This window comes from Micromonospora sp. WMMA1923, from assembly GCF_049179195.1.
Lineage (GTDB): Bacteria > Actinomycetota > Actinomycetes > Mycobacteriales > Micromonosporaceae > Micromonospora > Micromonospora yangpuensis.
This window is the reverse complement of the sequence record NZ_JBMHLZ010000001.1, coordinates 3,654,225-3,673,191: the sequence shown is the minus strand read 5'-3', so window position 1 is coordinate 3,673,191 and position 18,967 is coordinate 3,654,225. Positions and strand designations below refer to the sequence as shown.

General features: G+C 74.0%; 15 protein-coding genes and 1 pseudogene. 12 read left to right on the top strand and 4 right to left on the bottom strand.

Features of this window, described 5'->3' with window-relative positions:
- On the top strand, positions 1–1,308 hold the full coding sequence (locus ACN28G_RS16440; RefSeq protein WP_421479566.1) for a low temperature requirement protein A: 1,308 nt from the start codon (positions 1–3) through the stop codon (positions 1,306–1,308).
- Between the two features lie 73 nt (positions 1,309–1,381).
- On the opposite strand, the gene ACN28G_RS16435 is transcribed toward ACN28G_RS16440, so the two are convergent.
- Positions 1,382–3,208, bottom strand: coding sequence for an AMP-dependent synthetase/ligase (locus tag ACN28G_RS16435; protein ID WP_421479564.1), 1,827 nt, complete (start codon positions 3,206–3,208; stop codon positions 1,382–1,384).
- Between the two features lie 115 nt (positions 3,209–3,323).
- Positions 3,324–3,953, bottom strand: coding sequence for a TIGR03085 family metal-binding protein (locus tag ACN28G_RS16430; RefSeq protein WP_091441014.1), 630 nt, complete (start codon positions 3,951–3,953; stop codon positions 3,324–3,326).
- A 158-nt stretch (positions 3,954–4,111) separates the two neighbouring features.
- Between ACN28G_RS16430 and ACN28G_RS16425 the strand changes: the two genes are divergently transcribed.
- The 6 genes and pseudogenes from ACN28G_RS16425 (at position 4,112) to ACN28G_RS16400 (ending at position 11,488) form a co-directional block, all read left to right on the top strand.
- The gene (locus ACN28G_RS16425; RefSeq protein WP_421479562.1) at positions 4,112–6,007 is read left to right on the top strand and encodes an ABC transporter ATP-binding protein; all 1,896 of its coding nucleotides are present in this window, start codon (positions 4,112–4,114) and stop codon (positions 6,005–6,007) included.
- The gene (locus tag ACN28G_RS16420; RefSeq protein ID WP_091441009.1) at positions 6,004–7,794 is read left to right on the top strand and encodes an ABC transporter ATP-binding protein; all 1,791 of its coding nucleotides are present in this window, start codon (positions 6,004–6,006) and stop codon (positions 7,792–7,794) included. Before ACN28G_RS16425 ends, ACN28G_RS16420 begins: the two co-directional genes overlap by 4 nt.
- 119 nt (positions 7,795–7,913) lie before the next feature.
- Positions 7,914–8,657 carry a DUF2470 domain-containing protein gene (locus ACN28G_RS16415; RefSeq protein ID WP_091441006.1) on the top strand — a complete coding sequence of 248 codons (744 nt, stop codon included), beginning with the start codon at positions 7,914–7,916 and terminating at the stop codon, positions 8,655–8,657.
- Positions 8,658–8,763: 106 nt separating this feature from the next.
- Positions 8,764–9,207, top strand: a pseudogene (gene hisI / locus ACN28G_RS16410) (phosphoribosyl-AMP cyclohydrolase); the annotation flags it as partial.
- A 74-nt stretch (positions 9,208–9,281) separates the two neighbouring features.
- Complete coding sequence (locus ACN28G_RS16405; protein WP_091441001.1) at positions 9,282–10,835, top strand: anthranilate synthase component I; 1,554 nt, start codon at positions 9,282–9,284, stop codon at positions 10,833–10,835.
- Positions 10,832–11,488, top strand: coding sequence for a Trp biosynthesis-associated membrane protein (locus ACN28G_RS16400; RefSeq protein ID WP_091440998.1), 657 nt, complete (start codon positions 10,832–10,834; stop codon positions 11,486–11,488). The genes ACN28G_RS16405 and ACN28G_RS16400 overlap by 4 nt, the downstream gene beginning before the upstream one ends.
- 126 nt (positions 11,489–11,614) lie before the next feature.
- On the opposite strand, the gene ACN28G_RS16395 is transcribed toward ACN28G_RS16400, so the two are convergent.
- Positions 11,615–11,878: a hypothetical protein gene (locus ACN28G_RS16395; RefSeq protein ID WP_091440996.1), complete on the bottom strand. Its 264-nt coding sequence runs from the start codon at positions 11,876–11,878 to the stop codon at positions 11,615–11,617.
- 493 nt (positions 11,879–12,371) lie between these two features.
- Between ACN28G_RS16395 and trpC the strand changes: the two genes are divergently transcribed.
- The 5 genes from trpC to ACN28G_RS16370 all read left to right on the top strand — a co-directional run bounded on the left by trpC (position 12,372) and on the right by ACN28G_RS16370 (position 17,901).
- Complete coding sequence (trpC, locus tag ACN28G_RS16390; RefSeq protein WP_175440793.1) at positions 12,372–13,175, top strand: indole-3-glycerol phosphate synthase TrpC; 804 nt, start codon at positions 12,372–12,374, stop codon at positions 13,173–13,175.
- Positions 13,176–13,249: 74 nt separating this feature from the next.
- Complete coding sequence (gene trpB, locus ACN28G_RS16385) at positions 13,250–14,512, top strand: tryptophan synthase subunit beta (protein ID WP_091440989.1); 1,263 nt, start codon at positions 13,250–13,252, stop codon at positions 14,510–14,512.
- Positions 14,509–15,321 carry a tryptophan synthase subunit alpha gene (gene trpA, locus ACN28G_RS16380; protein ID WP_421479560.1) on the top strand — a complete coding sequence of 271 codons (813 nt, stop codon included), beginning with the start codon at positions 14,509–14,511 and terminating at the stop codon, positions 15,319–15,321. The genes trpB and trpA overlap by 4 nt, the downstream gene beginning before the upstream one ends.
- A 184-nt stretch (positions 15,322–15,505) precedes the next feature.
- Positions 15,506–16,705 carry a prolipoprotein diacylglyceryl transferase gene (lgt, locus tag ACN28G_RS16375; RefSeq protein WP_421479559.1) on the top strand — a complete coding sequence of 400 codons (1,200 nt, stop codon included), beginning with the start codon at positions 15,506–15,508 and terminating at the stop codon, positions 16,703–16,705.
- Positions 16,706–16,722: 17 nt separating this feature from the next.
- Positions 16,723–17,901, top strand: a complete 1,179-nt coding sequence (locus tag ACN28G_RS16370) for an FAD-dependent oxidoreductase (protein ID WP_091440979.1) — start codon at positions 16,723–16,725, stop codon at positions 17,899–17,901.
- Positions 17,902–18,003: 102 nt separating this feature from the next.
- Here ACN28G_RS16370 and ACN28G_RS16365 read toward each other — a convergent pair whose 3' ends face one another.
- Positions 18,004–18,849: a GNAT family N-acetyltransferase gene (locus ACN28G_RS16365; protein WP_421479558.1), complete on the bottom strand. Its 846-nt coding sequence runs from the start codon at positions 18,847–18,849 to the stop codon at positions 18,004–18,006.
- Positions 18,850–18,967: the final 118 nt, after the last annotated feature.

The window sequence follows — 18,967 nt, the reverse complement described above, 5'->3', positions numbered from 1 at the left end:
GTGGGCGAGGGCACCCGATCTGCACCGGTCAGCTGGGGTGCGCCGGGTTCCCGGGTGACCCGGCTGGAACTCTTCTACGACCTGGTCTTCGTCTTCGCCTTCCTCAATGTCACCACACTGACCGGGTACCACCCGGGCGCGGCGAACCTGTACCGGTGCCTGCTGGTGGTGGGGCTGCTCTGGTGGTGCTGGACCGGGTTCGCCGGGCTCGGCAACGCCGTCCGGGCCGACCAGGGCATCCTGCCGCTGGTCGGGTTCGTCACCGTCGCCGCCACCTTCCTGCTCGCGCTGAGCATGCCCGGCGCGTTCGAGGACGTACCGGGCGGGTTGAACGGTCCGTTGGTCTTCGCCACCTGCTACCTGCTGGTCCGGGCCGCGCAGTTGGCGATCTTCGGCTGGGTGGCGCGCGGTGACCCGGAGCGGCTGCGCCGCTGGGCGCTGTTGGCCGTGCTGCCGGTGGTCGCGGCGCTGCTGCTGGTCACCGCCGCGCTGCTGCCGCCCAGGATCGACTCCGGCGGGGCGGCCACGGCGCTGCAACTGGGCCTCTGGACCGGCGCGCTCGCCCTGGAGTACGGGGCGGGCGTGGCGCTCGGCCGGGCGTACTGGGTGGTGGTGTCGGCCGGGCACTGGGCGGAGCGGCACGCCCAGATCGTGTTGGTCGCCCTCGGCGAGTCGATCATCGCGTTGGGGCTCGGCCAGCGGTTCGTCGTCGACCAGCTTCCGTTGACCTGGCCGGTGGTGATCGCCGCGGTGACCGGCATCGCGGTGGCCGCCGCCCTCTGGTGGGCGTACTTCGACACCCTGGCCTTCGCCATGGAGCAGGCCCTGCATCGCGCCCGCGACCCGGCCCGGCGGGGGCGGCTGGCCCGCGACGCGTACACCTTCGGGCACCTGCCGCTGGTCACCGGCATCATTCTCTTCGCCCTGGGCATCAAGGACCTGCTCGTCGAGACGGCGGACCCGACCAGCCCGCCGTGGGGCGAACCGTTGGGCGGGTTCTGGATCCTGGTCCTCTACGGCGGGGTCGGCCTCTACCTGCTCGGCCTGGTCGGCTGTGGCCTGCGGGCGGTGCGGATCCTGCGCTGGCGTTCCCTGGTCGCGGTGGTGGTGCTGGTCCTGCTCTCGCCGGTGGCCGCCCGGATCCCGGCGCTGGCCGCGCTGGTGCTGTTGGCGCTGGTCTGCGTCGGGCTGGTGGTACTGGGCACCCGGGGCGAGGGGCGGCGTCGGCGCGAGGTCCGCCGGTTGGCGCTGGCGCAGGAGGTGGCGGCCGAGCACGAGGCGAGCAGGTGGCGCCGGGAACACCTGTGACCGGCCGCCGGGAGACACACCGCCGGCCGGGTCCCGTCGTGGTCGGGACCCGGCCGGCGCGGGTACGCGGTGCTCACAGCTCGGCGAGGCTGCCCTCGTACATCTTGTCGATCTCGGCGGCGAAGTTGGTCTCCACCCCGCGCCGCTTGATCTTCATGGACGGGGTCATCTCGCCGTCCTCGATGGTCAGGTCGCGGGAGAGGATGGTGACCTTCTTGATCGTCTCCCACCGGTTCAGCTTGGTGTTGAGCTGCGCGACGTGTTCCTCGACCATCGCCCGCGCCTGCGGCGAGGTGACGATCTCGGCGTACGGGCGGCCCTCCAGCGGGCCGCCGGCGGCCCAGCCGGCGATCGCGTCCGGGTCCAGGGTGACCAGCATGGTGCAGTAGTTGCGGGCCTGACCGACGACGATCGCCTGGGAGGTGTACGGGCAGACCGCCTTGAACATCCCCTCGATGTGCGAGGGCGCGACGTACTTGCCGCCGGAGGTCTTGACCAGGTCCTTCTTCCGGTCGGTGATCCGCAGGTAGCCGTCGTCGTCCAGGCTGCCGATGTCGCCGGTACGGAAGAAACCGTCGTCGGTGAACGCGGCGGCGGTCTCCTCGGGGAGGTTGTGGTACCCGCGCATCACCGGCCGGCCGCGCAGCAGGATCTCGCCGTCGGGGTCGATCCGGCACTCCAGGTCGCCCAGGACCGGTCCGACGGTGCCGATGCGCAGCTGGCCCGGCCGGTTGACGAAGTTGCCGGCGCTGGTCTCGGTGAGCCCGTACCCCTCGGAGACGGGCAGGTTCGCGGCGGCGAAGAAGCTGGAGATCTCCTGGCTCAGCGGGGCCGAGCCGGAGACCAGCACCCGGATCCGCCCGCCGAGGCGGGCCTGGAGCTTGCTGAAGACCAGCTTCTCGGCCAGCGTGTACTTCAGTTTCAGGCCACCCGGCACCGGCCGACCGGCCTGCTCCAGCGCGACCTTCTCCCGGCCGACCCGGACCCCCCAGGCGAAGATCTTGGCCTTCGCCCCGCCGGCGCCCTGGGCGGTGGTGACCGCCTTGTTGTAGACCTTCTCGAAGATCCGGGGAGCCCCGCACATCACCGTCGGGCGTACCACGCCCAGCAGCTCGACCAGCTTGTCCACCCTTCCGTCGACGTAGGTGGGCATGCCGACGTGGATCCCACCGCAGAGCAGCGTCTTGCCGAAGGAGTGCGACAGCGGCAACCACAGGTAGTGCAGGTCGTCACCACGCATCAGGGCGGTGTCGCCCTGGACCACGCCCTCCCAGCACCAGCCGCCGTGCAGCAGCTCGACGCCCTTGGGCCGGCCGGTGGTGCCCGAGGTGTAGATCAGGGTGGCCAGGTGGTCCGGGCCGATGCCGGCCACCGTCCGTTCGATCAGGTCGGGATCGGCGGCCAGCGCCCGGCTGCCCTGCTCCTCCAGTTCGGCGAGGGTGAGCTGGGGGACGGCCGCGGCGGGGTCGGCGGCACCGTCGATGAGCACCACGTGGGTAAGCGCCGGCAGGCTCGCGCCGGTGATCTTGGCGGCCTGGGCCGGGTTCTCGGCGAACAGCACCCGGGACGCGGAGTCGGCGAGGATGTAGACCGTGTCGTCCGGCTCGGTGGTCGGGTAGACGGTGGTGGTCGCGCCGCCGGCGCACATGATGCCGAGGTCGGCGAGCACCCATTCGAGCCGGGTGTTGGCCAGGATGGCCACCGGCTCCTCCGGGCCGAGGCCGAGGCCCTGCAGGCCGGCGGCGACCGCCTTGGCGCGCCGGCCGACCTGTTCCCAGGTCAGCCAGACCGGGCCCGAGTCGTCGGCGGAGGGGTGGCCGAAGGCGTGGCGGTCGCCGGAGGCGGCGACCCGCTTGAGGAACATGTCGGGGATGGAGCGGTACGGTACGTCGAGAGCCATCGTGGTAGCCGCCTTTGGGGGTGGAGGCGTGACCGAGGTCACGTCGGGGTGCGGTTACCGAAGCGTATTGCCTGCACCCGCCATCGACCACCCCCGTCGGGGCCCGACCGGCTGCTCAGAAGCCGAGCGCGGCGGTGCGCAGCCGTTCGGCGACCGCCGGCGGGCCGTCCAGGTGGACCCGGGCCGCCGGCTGCCGACCGGAGAGGAAGAGCAGCAGCTCTCCCGGGTCGCCCACCACCCGGAGCTGCTCGCCACCGCGACCGCTGCCGACCTCACCGTGCCCCGGTGCCTCGATGAGCACCCGGGCCGGGAACCGGCGCAGCGCCAACCGGGCCACCGGCCCGACCCGCCGCCACAGCCCCGCCGTCAACCCGGCCGGCAACTCCCGCGGCTGCCAGTCCGGCACCGCCCGGCGGACGTCCTCGTGGTGGATGAAGAACTCCATCAGGTTGGCCGCCTCGTCGACCAGTGGGTTGCTCAGCGGGCTCCACAGCGGTGGCCGGCGGACCTGCCCGACCAGGGCGGCCCAGTCCCGCGCGGCGATCCGGCGGCGGACCCGCTCGGCGTACCCGGCCAACGGCGGCAGCACGATGCCGGCGCCGGCGTCCGGGCGGCGCTCCCGCACGATCAGGTGGGCGGCCAGGTCCCGGGTCGTCCACCCCTCGTTGAGGGTGGGCGCGTCCGGGCCCACGGCGAGAAAGAGGTCGGCGAGCGCCAAGCGCTCCGATCGGGCGTACCGAGGCATGGCCTGATCGTAGGCCCGCCGGCGCCCCCCGGCGCGGCGAGTGGGCCGCTCGGCCTACCGGTTCGGGCGTGATGGTGGACATATCCTGGCGGGTCGGCGGAGGTGGCGGCGAACGGTAAGGATGAGTAGGCAGACGGGCAACTTACGGCGGGGGAAGCGTGGCGAGCAGGACGAGTCGGGACGTGCTCTTGCGGGGACTCTCCGTCCTCGGTCTGGCGATCCGGGAACAACCGCGGATCTTCGCGGTGGCGGTCGCCGGTAGCGTGCTGTTCGGCGTGATGGTGATCGCCAGCGCCTTCGTGGTCGGCGCGGTGGTCGGTGACGTGGTGGTGCCGGCGATCTCGGCCGGATCGGTGGGGCTGGGCGTGTTGGCCCTCGCGGCGGCGGCCCTGTTCGGCATCAGTGTGCTGCGGGTGGTGGGGATCTTCGGCCGGCGGCTCGGTGCCGGGTTCATGCAGTTCCGGCTCCAGGCCGCCTACCGCCGCCGGGTGACCCGCCGCTACCTGGACCTGCCACTGGCCTGGCACCACCGCAACGCCACCGGCACGTTGCTGTCCAACGCCAACTCCGACGTCGAGGCCGCCTGGTACCCGATCGCGCCGCTGCCGTTCGCCGTCGGCACGTTGGTGATGCTGGTCGGTGCGATCGGGTCGCTGTTCCTCACCGACTGGGCGCTGGCCCTGGTCGGCCTGGCCGTGTTTCCCGCCCTGTTCGCGCTCAACGTGGTCTACTCCCGGCGGATGGCGCCCCGGCAGCAACGCGCCCAACGGCTGCGCGCCGAGGTCAGCGGCATCGCCCACGAGAGTTTCGACGGCGCCCTGGTGGTCAAGACGATGGGCCGGGAGGCGCAGGAGACCGCCCGGTTCGCCGAACGCGCCGGTGAGCTGCGCAACGCGCTGATCTCCGTCGGTCGGCTGCGCGGGCTCTTCGACCCGCTGCTGGAGACCCTGCCCAGTCTCGGCACCCTGGCCGTGCTGGTGGTCGGCACGATCCGGCTCCGGCAGGAGGCGATCAGCGTCGCCGAGCTGGTAAGCGTGGCCTTCCTCTTCACCGTGCTGGCCTTTCCGGTGCGGGCCATCGGGTGGGTCCTGGCCGAACTGCCACGCAGCGTCGCCGGCTGGGACCGGGTCCGCCGGGTGCTCGACGCCTCCGGCGAGATGCCGTACGGCGACGTGACGCTCGACGCGGCGCAGTCGCGCCCGGCCAGTCTCACCTTCGCCGACGTGCACTTCTCCTACGAGCCGGTCGAGGCGCACCGGCCCGGTGCCCAGGTGCTCGGCGAGGTGGGTTTCACCGTGCCGGCCGGCCGGACCGTGGCCCTGGTCGGGCCGACCGGGGCCGGTAAGTCCACCATCGCCTCGCTGGCCGTCCGGCTGGTCGACCCGCCGCGCGGCACGGTGACCCTGGACGGGGTGGACGTGCGGAGCCTCACCGCCGCCTCGCTGGCCCAGACGGCCGCGCTGGTGGCCCAGGTGCCGTTCGTCTTCGACGACACGGTCCGGGCCAACATCAGCCTGGACCGGCCCGGCGTCGACGACGAGCAGGTCTGGGCGGCGCTGCGGCTGGCCGAGGCGGACGGGTTCGTCGCCGCCCTGCCCGACGGCCTGGACACCATGGTCGGTGAGCGGGGCACCTCGCTCTCCGGCGGGCAGCGGCAGCGGCTGACCCTGGCCCGGGCGCTGGCCGGCCGGCCCCGGCTGCTGGTGCTCGACGACGCCACCAGCGCGGTGGACCCCCGGGTCGAGGCGGCCATCCTGGCCGGGCTGCGCTCCGCCGGGCCGGCCGGCCCGGCCACCTCGATCCTGGTGGTGGCCTACCGGCGGGCCACCATCGCGCTCGCCGACGAGGTGATCTACCTGGAGCAGGGCCGGGTGGTCGCCCGGGGCACCCACGCCGAGCTGCTGGCCACCGTCGGTGGGTACGCCGACCTGGTCACCGCCTACGAGCAGGCCGACGCCGAGGGCGAACAGGCGGGTGGTGTGGACCCACCACCGACCGGGTACGACCCGGTGATCCCGGTCGATTCGGGCCTGGAAGTGGAGGCGGACCGGTGACCACCACGGCGAGGACCGCAGGGCGGCCGGTGGGCGACTCCACCTGGCGGACGTTCCGCCGTGGGCTGGCACTCTCCCCGGAGCTGCGGACCGGGCTGGCCGGCACCCTGGCCCTGGCCCTGGTCTACATGGTCGGCCGGGTGGCCGTGCCGGTCGCCGTCCAGCAGGGCATTGACCGGGGGCTGACCGACCCGGGCGGGCCGAACCTCGACGTGGTGGCCGTCGTCGTGGCGTTGACCGCGGCCGTCCTGGTGGTCACCACCGCCTGCGGCTACCTGATGACCCGGCGGCTCTTCACGGTCAGCGAGACCGCGCTGGCAAACGTCCGGACCCGGGCCTTCCGGCACGTGCACGACCTGTCCATGCTGCACCAGCAGTCCGAGCGGCGGGGCTCGCTGGTGTCCCGGGTGACCAGCGACGTCGACCAGATCACCCAGTTCCTCCAGTGGGGCGGGGTGATCCTGCTGGTCAACCTCGGGCAGCTGGTGGTCACCACGGCGGTGATGCTGGCGTACTCCTGGCAGTTGACCCTGGTGGTGTTCGCCGCCTTCCTGCCGGCGGTGCTGGTGATCCGGTCGCTGCAGCGCCGCCTCGGCGCCGCGTACGGGGTGGTCCGGGAACGGATGGGCACGCTGCTCGGCACGATCGGCGAGAGCGTGGTGGGCGCGCCGGTGATCCGGGCGTACGGCATCTCCGGGCGGACCTCCCGGCGGCTCGACGAGGCGATCGAGAACCAGCGCCGGGCCCAGCAGCGGGCCATCCGGATCAGTGTGCTGGGTAGTTCGGTGGGGGAGCTGGCGGCCGGTCTGGCGCTGGCCGGGGTGGTCGTGCTGGGGGTCACCCTCGGGGTGGACGGCACCCTGTCCATCGGTCAGCTCACCGCGTTCCTGTTCCTGGTGACGCTCTTCATCCAGCCGGTGCAGATCGCCACCGAGGTGCTCAACGAGGCGCAGAACGCGATCGCCGGCTGGCGGCGGGTGCTGGACGTGCTCGACGTCGCCCCGGACGTGGCCGACCCGGGCGAGCAGGGCCGGGACCTGCCGGCGGGGCCGTTGGACATCCGCTTCGCCGGGGTGGGCTTCGCCTACCCGGGCGGCGCGCCGGTGCTGCACGACGTCGACCTGGAGATCGCGGCGAAGAGCCGGGTGGCGGTGGTGGGTGAGACCGGCAGCGGCAAGACCACCTTCGCCAAGCTGCTCACCCGGTTGATGGATCCGAGCAGCGGCGAGGTGCTGCTCTCCGGGGTGCCGCTGCGGCGGGTCCGGTTCGCCTCGTTGCGCTCGCGGGTGGTGATGGTCCCGCAGGACGGGTTCCTCTTCGACGCCACGGTGGGGCAGAACGTCCGGTTCGCCCGGCCGGAGCTCAGCGACGACCAGCTCACCGCCGCCTTCACCGAGTTGGGGTTGGCCGACTGGCTGGAGGGGCTGCCGGCCGGGCTGGACACTCCGGTCGGTGAGCGCGGCGAGGCGCTCAGCGTGGGGGAGCGGCAGCTCGTCGCGCTGGCCCGGGCCTACGTCGCCGATCCGGACCTGCTGGTGCTGGACGAGGCGACCAGTGCGGTCGACCCGGCCACCGAGGTACGGCTGCAGCGGACCCTGGACGCGGTGACCCGGGGGCGTACCACGCTGGCGATCGCGCACCGGCTCTCCACCGCCCAGGCCGCCGACGAGGTGATCGTGGTGGACAAGGGTCGGATCGTGCAGCGTGGCCCGCACGACGAGCTGCTGCGCGAGCCCGGCTCGGTCTACGCGCTGCTCTACGCCTCCTGGCTGGAGCAGACCCGGTGAGCTGACGGGGTGGCTGTCGGGATGGGACGTGGACGGCGGCGGGGCCGGTGCTCTAGGGTGCGAGTTAGGTAAGCCTAACCTACTTCCGGAGGTGCGCCGTGCGCCCCAGCCCCGCCGTCGTGCGGCCCAGTCCCGCCGAACTCGTCCGTACCCTGACGGCCGGGCGGTTGCCCGCACTCGTCCACGTCGCGCACCGTCCCGGCCCGCACCACGTCCGGCACGTCACCGACCAGGAGGGGCAACTGCTGATGCTGGTGCCGGTGGTCAGCGACCTCGCCGTCGCGCTGGAGCCGGCGACCGGGGGCGACGTCGCCGTGGTCCTCGACGTGCTCGACCTGCCGCCGGGCGCCGGTGCCCCGTCGCTGGGCCGGGCCTGGGTCTCCGGCCGTGCCAGCCGGCTGCGCGACGACGCGCAGCGGCAGGCCACCCTGGACTTCGCCGACGTGGCCCCGACCGGAGACCTGCTCGACGTCGGCACCCGATTCCGGCTGTACCGCTTCGAGGTCGCCGAGGCCCGGCTGGAACGCGCCGGCACCGTGCTGCGCGTCGACCCCGGGGAGTACGCCGCCGCCGAGCCGGACCCGTTGCACCCGGTCGAGGCACAGGTGCTCGCCGACCTCGCCGACCACCACGGTGCGGAGGTCACCGGGTACGTCCGGCGACACCTCGGCCCCGCGGCTCCGCCCGGTCCGGTCCGGCCGGTCCGGGTGGACCGGTACGGCCTGGTCGTCACGTACGGCCGGACGCCGCAGCGCCACCAGCTCCGGCTGGCCTTCCCGCACCCCGTGCGGCACCCGGGTGAACTGGCCCGCGCCCTGCACCCGGTGCTCTGCCGACCCCGTCCCGTCCACACCCCCGACTGAGCCACGCGGCGGCAGTTCGGCCGGTCCGGTGCCGAGGTCACCGGAAGACCCGTTTCCGGTGGGCCGGGTGGCCGGGGACCCGGGCGGGTGCGGACAATGGGTCACTGTGCCCGTACCTGACGCGCCGGTGACCGGCGCCCACCCCAGCCCGCCGGGGCCGACGCCCGCCGGCGCGGCCCGTGGTTCCCGCCTCGACCCGGCCGTCGCGGCCCGGCTCAAGCGCGACGCCGACGGCCTGGTCGCCGCCGTGGTCCGTCAGTACGACTCCGGCGAGGTGCTGATGGTCGGCTGGATGGACGACGAGGCCCTGCACCTGACCCTGACCACCGGCCGGGCCACCTACTGGTCGCGCAGCCGGCAGGAGTACTGGGTCAAGGGCGACACCTCCGGGCACCACCAGTACGTCCACTCGGTGGCGCTGGACTGCGACGGCGACGCGCTGCTGGTGAGCGTGGACCAGGTAGGCGCGGCGTGCCACACCGGCGACCGGACCTGCTTCCACACCGAGCTGCCGGTCACCACCCCTGCCGACCAGCGGCCATCGGGCTCCGCCGCTGACCAGCGGCCATCGGGCTCCGCCGTCGACGGGCAGCCGTCGGGCACCGTACCGCAGGGGGGTGGCTCGTGACCGACGGTGCGGTCAGTCCCGATCTGGCCACCTTCACCGGGCTGGCCCGGCGCTGGCGGGTCGTCCCGGTCACCCGGCGGCTGCTCGCCGACGCCGAGACCCCGGTCGGGGTCTACCGCAAGCTCGCCGGTGGACCGGGCACGTTCCTGCTGGAGTCGGCCGAACAGGGCGTCGGCACCGCCGGCACGGCCTGGTCGCGGTACTCCTTCATCGGCGTACGCAGCAGCGCCACCCTGGTCGAACGCGACGGCGTCGCGGTCTGGACCGGCCAACCGCCGGCCGGACTGCCCACCGAGGGCGACCCGGTGGCGGTGCTGCGTGCCACGGTCGAGGCGCTCGCCGGGCCGGCCTGGGACCCGGACAGCGGCATGCCGCCGCTGACCGGAGGCATGGTCGGCTACCTCGGGTACGACCTGATCCGGCGCTTCGAGCGCCTCCCCGAGCTGACCCGCGACGACCTGGGCCTGCCGGAGCTCGGCATGCTGCTCGCCACCGACCTGGTGGTGCTGGACCACTACGAGGGCTCGGCGATCCTGGTCGCCAACGCGATCCTGCCACCGCCGGGCGCCGCCGACCGCGAGGCCGAGGTGGACGCGGCGTACCACCACGCGGTGGGCCGGCTCGACGCGATGACCACCGCGCTGTCCCGCCCCATCCCGCCGATGATCTCCACGGTCGAGCGCCGGCCGGCCGGTGAGGTGGTCGGCCGTACCCCGGTCGGTGGGTACCCGAAGGCGGTGGAGACGGCCAAGGAGGCGATCCGGGCCGGCGAGTGCTTCCAGATCGTGCTGTCGCAGCGCTTCGAGCGGACCACCCACGCCGACCCGCTGGACGTCTACCGGGTACTGCGCACCACCAACCCCAGCCCGTACATGTACCTGCTGCGCTTCGACGGGTTCGACGTCGTCGGCTCCTCGCCGGAGGCCCACGTCAAGGTGAGCGTCGGCGCCGACGGGCAGCGGCGGGCGCTGCTGCACCCGATCGCCGGCACCCGCCCCCGGGGCGGGACCCCGGCGGACGACGCCCGCCTGGCCGCGGAGCTGCTCGGGGACCCGAAGGAACGGGCCGAGCACGTCATGCTGGTCGACCTGGGCCGGAACGACCTGGGTCGGGTCTGCCTGCCGGGCACCGTCGAGGTGCCCGAGTTCGCCACCATCGAGCGGTACAGCCACGTGATGCACATCGTCTCGACCGTGGTCGGCACCCTGCGTCCGGACCGCACCGCCTTCGACGCGCTGGCCGCGACGTTCCCCGCCGGCACCCTCTCCGGTGCGCCGAAGGTCCGCGCGATGGAGATCATCGAGGCGTTGGAACCGGTCCGGCGGGGCCTGTACGGCGGTACCGTCGGTTACTTCGGCTTCGGCGGCGACCTGGACATGGCGATCGCCATCCGGACCGCGCTGATCCGCGACGGCCGGGCCTACGTCCAGGCCGGGGCCGGGGTGGTCGCCGACTCCGACCCGGCCGCCGAGGACCAGGAGACCCGGAACAAGGCCGCCGCCGTACTGGCCGCCATCGCCGCCGCCGAGACCCTCCGGCCGGCCCGGTGACCGCCCCCGACCCGGCTGCGGGGCGTGGACGGCGTGAGCTGACGTACGCGGTGCTGCTCTGTCTGGCCGGGGCGGGTCTGGCGCTCTGGGCGGCGACCCGGACCTGGTCGGTGGAGCTGACCGTCCGGCCGGTGCCGTTGCCGCCGGTACGCCAGGACCGGGCCGGCGCGGGCCTGCTGCCGTGGTTGCCGGCGCTGGCCCTGGTGGCGTTGGCCGGTGGCGGCGCGGTGCTGGCCACCCGGGGCCGCCTCCGGCGGTGGCTGGGGGTGCTGCTGACCGGTCTCGGGCTGGCGGTGGCGGCCGGCGGCGGCTACGGCCTGCTGGCCGCCGGGGGCGGCTACGGACTGGTGGCCGGGTTCGACGGCGAGGCGAACCGGCAGTGGCCGGTGCTCTGCCTGGTCGGCGGGTTGCTCACCGCACTGGGTGGCGTCTCGACCGCGCTGCGGGGGGCCGGCTGGCCGGCGATGGGCGCCCGCTACGAACGCCCGGTCCGCCCGACGCCCACCGGCCCAGGTGTCCCGACCGGCCCGGACGCCCCGGGTCCGGGCGTCCCGACCGGCCCGGTGACCGACGCGGGCAGCCCGGTCACCGGTCGGCGCACCGTCGAGGCGTGGGACGCGCTCGACCGTGGCGAGGATCCGACGCTGCACTGACGGTGAGGCTGGCCCGGTCGGTCCGTCGGACCGGTGTGCCGTCCGGTTCCGGTGGGGCGGAGGGGCGGCCGGGGCCGGGGCCGGCGGACCGGTTGGGCGGCGGGCCGGTCGGGACCGGTGGGGCGCTCAGCCGACCCGCTGCCGGTCGCGGGCGGCGGCGTGGGCGTGGGCGACGGCCAGTTCGGCGACCAGGCGGTCGAGTTCGGCGCGCTGGTCGGCACGGGCCCGATCGGCGCAGACCGCCTCCCAGGCGTTGCCCCGGGCGGTCCGCACCCGGGCCTCACCGACCACGGCCCGCTCCAGGGTGTGCACCATGCCGACGGCCAGGGACGCGACGGTCCGGGAGACGGTGGTCAGTCCGATGGTCGGGTGGGGCTTCTCCGCGCTCATCTCCACACTCCGCACGAGGATCGTTCCGACGTGGGCAGGCCCGTGGTCGAGTCTGCCGTGAACCGATGCTGCCGGGCGCGGGTTTCGCCACGGTGACCGGCGGGTCAACTGTCCGCCCGGACCAACGGCACGGCCAGGGCCGTACTTCCTTGATCCTCGTCACAGCATCGATGTGCATCCTTGTGCTGCGGGTTGGTCGTCGACCGGCGATGATGGAACCGCGATGGGTGGTGGTCGATGACGCAACGCTCGCGGATGTCCGGCGTGGATGACGGTGGTCGATGGTCGCGGTGGCGCAGGGTGACCCGGCGTTCACCGGAGGTCGGCCATTATGCCCCAGCCCGTCTCGTGAGCAGCGCCATACCCCCGCCAGCCGTCGCCAGGTGGCGCCGCCTAGCATCGGCCCATGACGCCCGGAGAGGGGAGTCCGTTGGTGACTGCTGAGCATGCGCACGCGGAGGGTGACCAGCCCGGTCCGGCGGCGCCCGCAAACGTGCTCGACGAGATTCTGGCCGGGGTTCGCGAGGACGTCGCCCACCGGCAGGAGCAGGTTCCGCTGGAGCGGATCCGGGAGCTGGCCGCCGCCGCGCCGCCGCCGTTGGACGCGTACGCCGCCCTGCGTCGGCCCGGGGTCGCGGTGATCGCCGAGGTCAAGCGTTCCTCGCCGTCGCGGGGGCAACTGGCCGAGATCGCCGACCCGGCCGAGCTGGCCGGCGAGTACGCCGCGGGTGGGGCGCGGGCGATCAGTGTGCTGACCGAGGGCCGCTGGTTCGGTGGTTCCCTCGACGACCTGGCCGCGGTGCGGGCCTCCGTCGGCGTGCCGGTGCTGCGCAAGGACTTCGTGGTCTCCAGCTACCAGGTGCACGAGGCCCGGGCCCACGGCGCGGACCTGGTGTTGCTGATCGTGGCCGCGCTGGAGCAGAACGCGCTGGTCGGCCTGCTGGAGCGGATCGAGTCGTTGGGCATGACCGCGCTGGTCGAGGTGCACGACGAGGAGGAGGCCGACCGGGCCCTGGAGGCCGGCGCGCAGGTGATCGGGGTCAACGCCCGTGACCTGCGTACCCTGCAGGTGGACCGGTCGGTGTTCGAGCGGATCGCCCCCGGCCTGCCGAGTAGCGTGGTCAAGATCGCCGAGTCCGGGGTCCGCGGCCCGCACGACCTCATCCGGTACGCCTCGGCGGGCGCCGACGCGGTCCTGGTCGGCGAGGGCCTGGTCACCCAGAAGAGCCCCCGCGAGGCGGTGGCCGAGCTGGTCAACGCCGGCAACCATCCGGCCACGCCCCGGCCGGTGCGCTGACCGGCACCGGTCCCGCTCTCACCGGTCGTTTCGCCACCACCGGTCGTTCCGCCACCACCGAGAGGATCACAGCGATGAGCGCCGACGCGCTGGCCGCCGCGGCCGGCCCGAGCCCCGATCCGGGGGCGCAACCCGACACCGCCGGTCACTTCGGCCGGTTCGGTGGGCGGTTCGTGCCCGAGGCCCTGGTGGCGGCCCTGGACGAGCTGGACCAGGCGTGGCGCACGGCGGTTGCCGACGAGGGCTTCCGGGCGGAGTTCGGCGCCCTGCTGCGCGACTACGCCGGCACCCCCTCGCTGCTGTACCCCGCCGAGCGCTTCTCCGCGAAGGTCGGCGCGAAGGTGCTGCTCAAGCGGGAGGACCTCAACCACACCGGGGCGCACAAGGTGCGCAACGTGCTCGGCCAGGCGCTGCTGACCAGGCGGATGGGCAAACGGCGGGTGATCGCCGAGACCGGCGCCGGTCAGCACGGTGTCGCCACGGCCACCGCGGCTGCCCTGTTCGACCTGGAGTGCGTCGTCTACATGGGCGAGGTCGACACCGAGCGGCAGGCGTTGAACGTGGCGCGGATGCGGATGCTCGGTGCCACCGTCGTACCGGTCACCACCGGCTCGCGCACCCTCAAGGACGCGATGAACGAGGCGATGCGGGACTGGGTCGCCAACGTCGACGACACCCACTACCTGATCGGCACCGCCGCCGGGCCACACCCGTTCCCGGCCATGGTGCGCGACTTCGTCCGGGGCATCGGTGACGAGGCCCGCCAGCAGTGCCTCGACCTGACCGGTGCGCTGCCGGACGCGGTCGCCGCCTGTGTCGGCGGCGGCTCCAACGCCCTGGGCATCTTCCACGCCTTCGTCGGTGACTCCGCCGTGCGGTTGTACGGCTTCGAGGCCGGCGGCGAGGGGGTGGAGAGCGGCCGGCACGCGGCCAGCATCACCGGCGGCAGCTCCGGCGTGCTGCACGGTGCCCGCACCTACGTGCTGCAGAACGCCGACGGGCAGACCATCGAGTCGCACTCGATCTCCGCCGGGCTGGACTACCCGGGCATCGGGCCGGAGCACGCCTGGCTGCACGACTCCGGGCGGGCGACGTACCTGCCGGTGACCGACGCCGAGGCGATGGCCGCGTTCGAGCTGCTCTGCCGTACCGAGGGGATCATCCCGGCGATCGAGAGCGCGCATGCCCTCGCCGGCACCCTGCGGATCGCTCCGAAGCTCGCGGCGGAGCTGGGCCGGGAGCCCACCATCGTGATCAACCTCTCCGGCCGGGGTGACAAGGACGTGCACACCGCCGGCGAGTACTTCGGCATCCTCGATCAGGAGGCGGTGGCGTGAGCCGGATAGGGGTTGCGTTCGACAAGGCCCGCGCCGACGGGCGGGCGGTGCTCGTCGGTTGCATGCCGGCCGGGTTCCCGACCGTCGAGGGCAGCATCGCGGCGATGACCGCGATGGTGGAGGCCGGCGTCGACGTCATCGAGGTGGAGATCCCGTACTCCGATCCGGTGATGGACGGGCCGGTGATCCAGAAGGCAAGCGACATCGCCCTGGCCGGCGGCGTCCGGACCACCGACACGCTGCGCATCATCGAGGCGGTCGCGGCCACCGGCGCGCCGGTGGTGACGATGACCTACTGGAACCCGATCGAGCAGTACGGCGTGGAGGCCTTCGCCCGGGACCTCGCCGCGGCCGGCGGCACCGGCCTGATCACCCCGGACCTCATTCCCGACGAGGCCGACGAGTGGTTGGCCGCCTCGGACGCCCACCAGCTCGACCGGACCTTCCTGGTCTCGCCCTCGTCCACCGACGCCCGGCTGGCGATGACCGTCGAGCACTGCCGGGGCTTCGTCTACGCCACCGCGGTCATGGGGGTCACCGGCGCCCGGTCGCGTACCTCCGACGCCGCGCCGACGCTGGTCTCCCGGGTCCGTGCGGTCACCGACCTGCCGGTCGGGGTCGGCCTGGGCGTGGGCACCGGCGCGCAGGCCGGCACGGTCGCCGGGTACGCCGACGGGGTGATCGTCGGCAGCGCCCTGATCCGCTGCCTGCTGGACGCCCCGGATTCCGCCAGCGGCCTGGCCGCCCTACGCACCCTGTCGACAGAGTTGGCCCAAGGCACCCGTGCCCCCACCCGCCAACCCGCCTGACCCCCTCCGCCCCGCCCTCCTGACCCTCCCTGCCCCGCCCTGCCTGCCCCGCCCTCATCCTGCCCGGGGCTGCCCGGGGGTGGTGGGTGAGAGGGGTGACCTTCTCTACCGGATGCGTTAAGAGGGGGCCCTTCCTTACACCGGGGTGCCGGGGGAAGGGAGGGCAGCGGTAGCGTGTGCACCCGTGACTCTCGTCTCGTTGTCTCCCCAGGCGGCCCTGCCCAGCCCCAGCACCGCGGTCTGGCAGCTCGGTCCGGTGCCGCTGCGGGCGTACGCGCTCTTCATCATCCTGGGCATCGTGGTGGCCTGCTGGGTCACCGAGCGGCGGTTGCGGCAGCGTGGGGTGGCTCCCGGCGCGGTGCTGGACATCGCGGTGTACGCGGTGCCGGCCGGCATCGTCGGGGCCCGGATCTACCACGTGATCACCTCTCCGGAGAAGTACTTCGGCACCGGGGGTGAGCCGATCAAGGCGTTCTTCGTCTGGGAGGGTGGCCTGGGCATCTGGGGTGCGGTGGCCGGCGGCGCGGTCGGCGCCTGGTTCGCCGCCCGGCAGCTCGGCATCCCGCTGACCGTGGTGGCCGACGCGCTCGCCCCGGGCCTGCCGTTGGCGCAGGCCATCGGCCGGCTGGGCAACTGGTTCAACAACGAGTTGTACGGCGGCCGGACCACCCTGCCGTGGGGGTTGGAGATCCACCGGATGGATCCGCAGAACCCGGGTCGGGCGCTGCGCGACGATGCCGGTCAACCGATCCTCGAACCGGGCCTCTACCACCCGACCTTCGCCTACGAGGCGCTCTGGAACCTCGGCGTCGTCGCGCTGGTCCTGCTGCTCGACCGGCGACTGCGGCTGGGCCGGGGCCGGGCCTTCGCGGTGTACGTGATGGGTTACACCGTCGGCCGGTTCTGGATCGAGCTGATGCGCACCGACGACGCCAACACGATCCTCGGCCTGCGGCTCAACGTCTGGACCTCCGCGTTGGTCTTCCTCGGCGCGTTGATCTACTTCGTCCGGGTACGCGGCCCGCGGGAGTTCCTGATCCCGATCGGTGTCGCCGCGGCGCCCGGCCCGGTCGGTGCCGGTGGGGACGTCTCCCAGGTGGACCTCTCGGCGCGGGAAGCCGGTGCCGCGGCCGCCGCCCCGCAGGGCTACCGGGTGGTCGACGAGCAACAGTTCCGCGCGTACCAGGAGACCGGTGCGGTTCCCGACGAGAAGTCCGGGCAGCCGGCGGCCGAGGCGGCCCCGACCGATCCGGACGACCCGGACGACCCGACGGGTCCCGGTGACGCGTCCGGCGTGGCCGGGACCGAGGTGACCGGTGCCGAGGCGGACGGAACGGCCCCCGCCAAGGGCGGCACCGGTCCGCGCACCGAACGCGACAGCTGAGCGGGGGAGCGGCGGCGATGCGCAGCGCGGTGGTCGTCGGGGCCGGACTCGGCGGCCTCGCGGTGGCCGGCGCGTTGTCCGGCTCCGGCTGGCAGGTGACCCTCCTGGAACGGGCCGACCGGGTCCGCCCGGAGCCGACGGCCGTCGTGCTCTGGCCGAACGGGGTACGCGCGCTGCGGGCGCTCGGTCTCGACGCCGCCCTCGCGGCGATCTCGACCCCGCTGCCCGACGGTGGGGTCCGTCGGCCGGACGGGCAGTGGCTGGTGCAGCCCCGTCCGGCGTCGGCGGAGCGGACGCCGCTGGTCGCGCACCGGGAGGACCTGTACGACGCGTTGATCGCCGCCCTCGGTGACCGGGTGGACCTGCGGACCGGGGTGACGATCCGCTCGGTGCGGGCCGAGCCGGGCGAGCGGCCGGTGGTCGGCGACGGGCGGCAGACGTTCACCGCGGATCTGGTGGTCGCCGCGGACGGCACGGACAGCGTGCTCCGTCGGCAGCTCGCACCCGCCACCGGTGTGGTCAGCTCGGGCTGCGTCACCTGGGCGGCGGTGGTCCCCTGGTACCAGGTGCCACCGGCGGTGGCGGACCGTCCGGCCGGTGGCGAGGTGCTCGGGGCCGGCTACCGTTTCGTGTCGGCGCCACTGGGCCGGCACTCCTCGACCGGGCGGGGCGGCGTCCACTGGATCGCCACGGCGGCCGGAGCACCCCGGCCGGAGCCGCCGGAGACCCAGCTCACCCTGCTGCGGCGCTGGTACGCCGGCTGGCCCGAGCCGGTCGCCGGGCTGCTCGCCGCCACCGATCCGGCGGCCCTGGTCCAGCGCGAGATCCGTGAACTGCGCCCGCTACCACGCACGTACGCCTTCCCCGCCGGGCCGGGCGGGGTGGTCCTGCTCGGCGACGCCGCGCACGCCATGCCCCCGCACCTGGGTCAGGGGGCGTGTCTGGCCTTCGAGGACGCGGCCACCCTGCAGAGCCTGGCCCGGGAGCTCAGCCTCCCGGACACGCTCACCGCGTACGACCGGGCCCGTCGGTCCCGGGCGGCGACGGTGGTGCGGCAGACCCGCCGGATGTCGGCGGTGCTGCAGACCCGGGGCCGGCTCGCGTTGCGGGCCCGGGACGCCGCCCTCGGTGCGGTCACCCCCCGGTTGCTGGGCCGGGCCGCCACGGTGGCGGAGCGGTGGCGTCCACCACAGTGACCCCCGGGTGGTCCTCCCGGCGTGACCTGCCGGACGGTGCGGTAGCCGTCCGGCGTCGCGCCGGCAACCGTGCCGCGTGCGGCGGCGTCGGCGGGCTCGGGGTCAGCCGACCAGGGCGGCGGGTTCGGCCAGGCAGGCGGTGCCGATCCGGCGGAACCCGACCCGTAGGTAGATCCGGGCGACCTCCGGAGCGCCGGCGCTGAGGAAGATCAGCTCGGTGCCGGCGGCCCGCAGCGCGTGGGCCAGGGTCGCGGTCACCGCCGCCCCCAGGCCCCGTCGGCGGGCCGAGGGCAGGGTGGCCACCCCGGCGATCTCGGCCACGTCCCCGACCCGCATGGCGATCCCGCTGGCCAGTGCCCCCTGGCCGGGGACCTCCGCGAGCGCGGACAACCGCCGTCCGTCGGCGACCCGGACCGCCTCCTCGTCCAGGGCGGCCACCTCCAGCTCGATCCGCGCGGCCTCCCGCTCGGCCGGCCCGGCCGGGCCCGGGGCCGTCCCGGTGGCCGCGAAGCCCACCGCGGCCACCGCCCGGCGGGTGGCCACGTCGGCGGCGAAGTCCGGTGCCGTGGGCGTCAACAACCGCACCGGTACGTCGCTGAGCGTGCCCGGATCGGGCAGTGCCGCCGGGTCGAGCACCATCAGCGGGGCCTCCAGCACGTCCAGCCCCGCCGAGCGGGCCACCGCGAGCAGGTCGGGATGCTGCTCGTGCACCCACTCGAAGGCCTCGGGCAGCCCCAGGGCGCGCTGCCGCTGGCGTACGCTGGTGATGTCGGCCAGCGACGCCGGCTCGGTGGCACCGGGTCGGGGCCGCGCGTAGAACGGCCACCCTGGGCCTTCCCGGACAAAGAGCACCAGGCCGCCATGCTCCTCGGCACGGGCGGCATCCCGGGGCACCGCGTCGTAGAAGGATTCAAGGCGGTCGAAGAGTGCGGCGGGTACGGAATCCACCGCGCGAGACTACCTGTCCCACGTACTGGAAGTGTGATCAATCTGCACTGGCCTTGCGCGGCAGCCCCTAACGTAGACTCAATAGACCCCGCAGGGCCGACGTCGTCCCGACCGTGAT

What these genes read in the sequence shown, in the direction of transcription:
- ACN28G_RS16435 (WP_421479564.1), bottom strand. Translation starts at nt 3,208, where the DNA reads ATGGCTCTCGACGTACCGTACCGCTCCATCCCCGACATGTTCCTCAAG.
- ACN28G_RS16430 (WP_091441014.1), bottom strand. Translation starts at nt 3,953, where the DNA reads ATGCCTCGGTACGCCCGATCGGAGCGCTTGGCGCTCGCCGACCTCTTT.
- ACN28G_RS16395 (WP_091440996.1), bottom strand. Translation starts at nt 11,878, where the DNA reads ATGAGCGCGGAGAAGCCCCACCCGACCATCGGACTGACCACCGTCTCC.
- trpB (WP_091440989.1), top strand. Translation starts at nt 13,250, where the DNA reads ATGAGCGCCGACGCGCTGGCCGCCGCGGCCGGCCCGAGCCCCGATCCG.
- ACN28G_RS16370 (WP_091440979.1), top strand. Translation starts at nt 16,723, where the DNA reads ATGCGCAGCGCGGTGGTCGTCGGGGCCGGACTCGGCGGCCTCGCGGTG.